General features: G+C 46.7%; 3 protein-coding genes. 1 reads left to right on the top strand and 2 read right to left on the bottom strand.

Features of this window, described 5'->3' with window-relative positions; all coding sequences use genetic code 11:
• Nucleotides 1–82: 82 nt before the first annotated feature.
• Nucleotides 83–2125: a CocE/NonD family hydrolase gene (locus ACT3R4_RS18160; protein WP_193054332.1), complete on the bottom strand. Its 2043-nt coding sequence runs from the start codon at nt 2123–2125 to the stop codon at nt 83–85.
• A gap of 11 nt (nt 2126–2136) precedes the next feature.
• Nucleotides 2137–3432 (bottom strand): ATP-grasp domain-containing protein, encoded by a 1296-nt coding sequence (locus ACT3R4_RS18155; protein WP_496201281.1) that lies wholly within the window; start codon nt 3430–3432, stop codon nt 2137–2139.
• Nucleotides 3433–3892: 460 nt separating this feature from the next.
• On the opposite strand from ACT3R4_RS18155, the gene ACT3R4_RS18150 reads away from it, so the two are divergent.
• On the top strand, nt 3893–4702 hold the full coding sequence (locus ACT3R4_RS18150; protein ID WP_496201280.1) for a Crp/Fnr family transcriptional regulator: 810 nt from the start codon (nt 3893–3895) through the stop codon (nt 4700–4702).
• Nucleotides 4703–4843: the final 141 nt, after the last annotated feature.

Genomic DNA, 4843 nt, shown 5'->3' with positions numbered 1-4843 from the left:
AGCCGCCTAATGCATGTAGGCGGCTTTGCTCGGTTGGGGAGGGTGGGTTGTTAATCCCCGCCTTCTTTCCATGCCAACTTTTCTACAGCAGGTCGCGTGGAATTGTAGACTCCCAGTTTTTGGAAAATACCCGATACTGCCCTTCATAAGCATCCATCTGGGCATGAATAATAAAGTCCGTTTCAGTGCAGCTCAGCACGGTCCGGGTATACACTTCTGTATGCCAGTCATCCCGCTGAAACGAGCTTTCCGTCATCGTCTCGCCACGTGCTGACGTAAAATCATTACCTACCGTGGTGTAATATTCGCGGGCGCACCGGTGAATCTCGGTACCAGTATCGTTAATGCGAAAGCACCCTTGGTCATTGATGACTTCCAACGTTGAACCCTTGGCCGCCAGATCTTGATGCAACAACCAATTATGTTTGCTGGGTGCCAAGTGAGTGATCTCAAGAGGCGGTGCCGACTGGGACGCTCCAAAATGCGTTAAGCCATCCCCATGATGGTCTGCGGTACGCACAGGTAGTTTAAGCACGCACTGGTTAAAGGTCATATTCACTTGGGCAGGCTTGGGAGGGAGCCAGGCAAGAGGCCAGTAAGAGGTTGAAATAGAAAGCCGTAATTGGTGTCCTGCGGGGAATTTCTGGGCAATACCGTTCATCTCTATCGTCACCCGGTAGGTGCGATGCGGTTCAAGCGGCGTTGGCTCTGCATTGCTATCACGGTGGGTAAGGTTTAACAGACCATAGGTGACGCGAGTTGCTTTCCCATCCGGCGCGACATCAGAAAGCCTGACTGCCAACATGGCCTGTGGCTGATTGCTGGAAACTTCCAACTCTAAAGAAGGCGTGCCAAAGATATTTAACGACTCGGTTAATGCATCTGTACTAAAAACAAGGGAGCCGCCGTCTTCTTCGCGCTGGTCGCCGGGTAAGTCAGGTGTCGCGGCGTAGGAGCACCATTTGCCGGCTGACAAGCCAACGCTTAACGGCGACTGTAGTCCCATCGTGGCAGGCTCAACGTTAGGTTCAGACGTACCGATTGAGCAGGTTTGGGGAGTAAGCCGGTAAGGCGACAAGACGAAACACTGCTCTTGCAAATTACTCGATGGCCACTCGGACTCTGTCAACCAGCGGCCGGGTCTGTCTTCATAAGCGTTGTCAGGTGGTACGCTATCCTGCTCCCAGGCACGCAGCATGGGTTCATCCATAATGCCGTTGTCATCACCTTTCAGCCAATAATCCCACCAGCGCAGTGCTTCTTGTAAAAAACCAATGGCGGGCCCGGGTATTCCCTGGTGAGGGTACTTATGACCCCAGGGGCCAATTAAACCTTTACGTGGAACATCAAGATGCTCCATTAATCTGAAGACGGTATTGGTAAAACCATCGGCCCACCCACCAATCGCATAAATCGGGCACTGAATAGCATCATAATTTTCACACACTGAGCTGGTGGTCCAGTACGCATCCCTGCGCTGGTGGCGAAGCCACTTGTCAATCCAAAGGCCGCTGTCTTCCATGCGTTCATGCCACATGTCCCGCCAGCGGTCGCCCACTATCAAAGGATCCGGGGGTAGGGCGTTAAACGCCAGCATTACGGTCGCTTCCGATAAATTGTCTCCCAGTAGGCAGCCACCCATATAGTGCATATTGTCGGCATACAGGTCGTCGCTTGAACAGAGGCTAATAATGGCTTTAAGAGCAGGCGGCTGTTTAGCAGCGACTTGCAGGCTATTAAAGCCGCCCCAGGAAATACCCATCATGCCGACATTGCCGTCGCACCAGGCCTGGCGGGCAATCCACTCGATCGCATCCACCGCATCAAGCTGCTCTTGCTGGGTGTACTCATCCGTTAATACGCCATCAGAGTCACCGCTACCGCGCATATCCACACGAACACACACATAGCCATGACCAGCAAGGTAAGGGTGATTGGATGCATCGCGGCCTCGCGTAATATCGCGCTTGCGGTAAGGGATGTACTCCATAATCGCGGGAAGAGGCGACGCCAGGCTTGCCTCGGGGAGCCAGATACGCGCGGCCAACTGCTTGCCATCACGCATAGGAATAAAGACGTTTTCTATCTCGCGGACGTTATAAGGAAAGTCATTGATAACTTCCATGCTACCTCCTTTTAAAGATCCACTTTTTCGATCTCAAAATCTAAAAAATCCAAACAAAATTTATAGTTTTCTTCGATCTCCTCGTGGTTATTGCCGGTGATGTAAAGCGTGCCTAGTCGATAACAAAAGCTGTCCTGATGCAGTAAATCGCCAAGGCGTTGGCCTGGAGCAACATCAAGGCAGACATCGGTGTGCGGTAAGCGTTGTTGAAGCGCCTGTATATTTTCCTGACTAGGCACCCGCGTCACGATGCCATCCTCATGGGCGTAGGGAATAAAGCATTTTGCCGCCACAGGCGCCACGCCTTGGCGGTTTAATAGTGAAGGACGTTGCCCCAAGGCAATATCGATAGCCACTTCATGGTTGGACATGCCGTCAACCAGGACAAATATCTCGCTATGTGACTGAGAAATACGTGTATTAACTTCAATCAGCCAAAGATTGTCAGTCGCCTCGTCCCACATAAATTCAGCGTTAAAACAGCCATTATCGTAGCCAATATGGGTAAGAAACATTTTGGCCGTTTCTACCATTTTGTGGTGAACATGTTCAGGCAGGTTGCTTGGATACTCCAAGCGGTCAAAAAGTGTTTGTGACCCATCCGATTTAGGTTGGGAGATAATACCGTGCACGTTGAACTCGCCCTTAAAAACCGTACCTTCAGGCGCGGCTTGTACACCCTTGACGATCTCTTCAACAATGCAGGAGTTACCATCCAGCGCTTGAATCTCCTCGGGCAGGTCAGCATACGCAAGCGCTTCGTTAAAAGGGTCGCCCAATTGACGAATACCCATGCGTATTTCTTCAATCGCATGGTCAAACTGCGCCTGATTCTCCACCCTAAACCCCAGGTGAGAAGAGAAGGCCTTTACCGGTTTTACCCAAAAGGGAAAGTCGAGGGTTACCTGGTCAATCGGATTATCTTTGAAAGGATCGACACCACAGAAGGCAGGCACCACATCAGGAATCACCTTTTGCTGCTCCAGGCGGCTCCAGAGCTTATGTTCACACGTTAAAACGCTCTTGATAGAAGGAGAAGGAAGGTCATAATGCTGGCAGAGGAGAGGAACGAGTACGCTGGTGGGGAAATCCCACTGCGCGATAATGCCATCTATTGACCCTGAGAAGCTGTCTAGTTTCGCCTTGATTTCTTCAAAAAGCTGATTAAACGATAGCTCTTCAGCCTCAACCGCGGTATCCACACTCAGCAGTTCATGAATATTTAATGCTTTTGCCTCACGCAAGGTCTCCATCGCATGACGCTGCTTATCTTCTAGAGCAATTACAAAAATATTACGTTTCATCATTATTCTCTCCGTGAATAAGGTCGTTCTCCTAATGCCGCATAATTAGCGTAAGACAGCTGGTAGCGTTTATCCTTGATATATGTAATTTATTAAAGATCAATCCCTTTCTTTATTAGTTAACTTGCTTATTAGCTACCTTACGGTTGGCTGATCTTTGTTTATGACCCGGTAAGTTTCAGTTTGTTTGTAAACGTAACGCTTTTTTTCAAACCTGCGTTACCTGAAAAGCGTAAGTCGATGATTGATGATAAGAAATAATATGAAAAAGTTAACAATTGTTAATTTTTATCGCTTAATAGTTTAGTAACATCCTTTATCCAAGTGGGGCAAATAAATAATCCTTGTTTATCTTTTTTTCGTTGACTATATTTTTTTTGCCTCTTACCTATTTTAGTTATATAAACTTTTTACCTTTTGGCTATCATGTATAGCTTACGTCTAACTACAAAGGAGTGTAGAAATGGATAAGGTAATGGCAGGAAATTACGATATTATGGACAAAAAAAGCTTTAGCTTTAATGGTGGCACTGATGATTTCGATGCCTTGAATTTTGATATAACACTAGAGAGTGTTCTGGGGTTGTATGGAGATTTGGGCAGCGACTCTTTAGAAAGCTTGCGGTCAACGCGCAAAAAACCGGTCGAATTAAAGAGAAATCAAAAGATGCTCTCATTATGTGATGGCCGGGCCGATATGTTTCTAGTAAAAGAAGGATGGGCGAGCCTTTGCCATGCCACCGATAAGCGAGGCCAGGATATATGTAATGTATTTATGCCTGGCGATATCATCGGTGTTCGAGAAAGCTTTTTTGACAACCACGATATTACTATACTAGCGCTTACTAACTGTAAGTTTGAAAAAGTATCGGTCGAAGATATACATAAACTTTTTAAAACCGATATGGACGTTAGAAAAGCGGTAATGTCCTATATCATGGTCAATGACAATATTACGATTGAACGATTAAGAAGCTGTACGCACCACCGTTCTGAAGAGCGTGTTGCCCACTTTTTATTAGAAATTTATACACGGTTCTGCTTTAAAGGGTTGTTGAAGACCAATATTTACGCATTTCCTATTACCCAGGATGTGGTAGGCGAGCTATTAGGCATTACTAGTGTCCATGTTAGCCGCTGCATGACCGCGCTGGAGCAAAAGAAGTTTATACGTAAAACGAGGAGTAGTATTAAGCTCCTTAAGCCGGAGGAAATGGCGGCAGCAACAGGTTTTGATAGTGAGTTTATTTATGGTCATGTTCTTATAGAGTAACGCTATATCCGTATTTGAGTAGCTATATGTTACGGGTTTTTAATGAAAGAGTTACGATAAATGATCAGTGAATCGTATTCTCTTTTGGTTGGTTTTGTTAAACTGTTGGCGTAGTTTGTTTTTTGTTTGAATGTTGGTCGT

Source organism: Halomonas sp. AOP7-E1-9 (assembly GCF_052376035.1).
GTDB classification, from domain to species: domain Bacteria; phylum Pseudomonadota; class Gammaproteobacteria; order Pseudomonadales; family Halomonadaceae; genus Vreelandella; species Vreelandella citrativorans.
Note: the sequence above shows the minus strand (reverse complement) of the source record. Positions and strands in the feature narration are given on the sequence as shown.

Coding starts and splice junctions, on each gene's coding strand:
- ACT3R4_RS18160 (WP_193054332.1), bottom strand. CDS start 2,125: ATGGAAGTTATCAATGACTTTCCTTATAACGTCCGCGAGATAGAAAAC.
- ACT3R4_RS18155 (WP_496201281.1), bottom strand. CDS start 3,432: ATGATGAAACGTAATATTTTTGTAATTGCTCTAGAAGATAAGCAGCGT.
- ACT3R4_RS18150 (WP_496201280.1), top strand. CDS start 3,893: ATGGATAAGGTAATGGCAGGAAATTACGATATTATGGACAAAAAAAGC.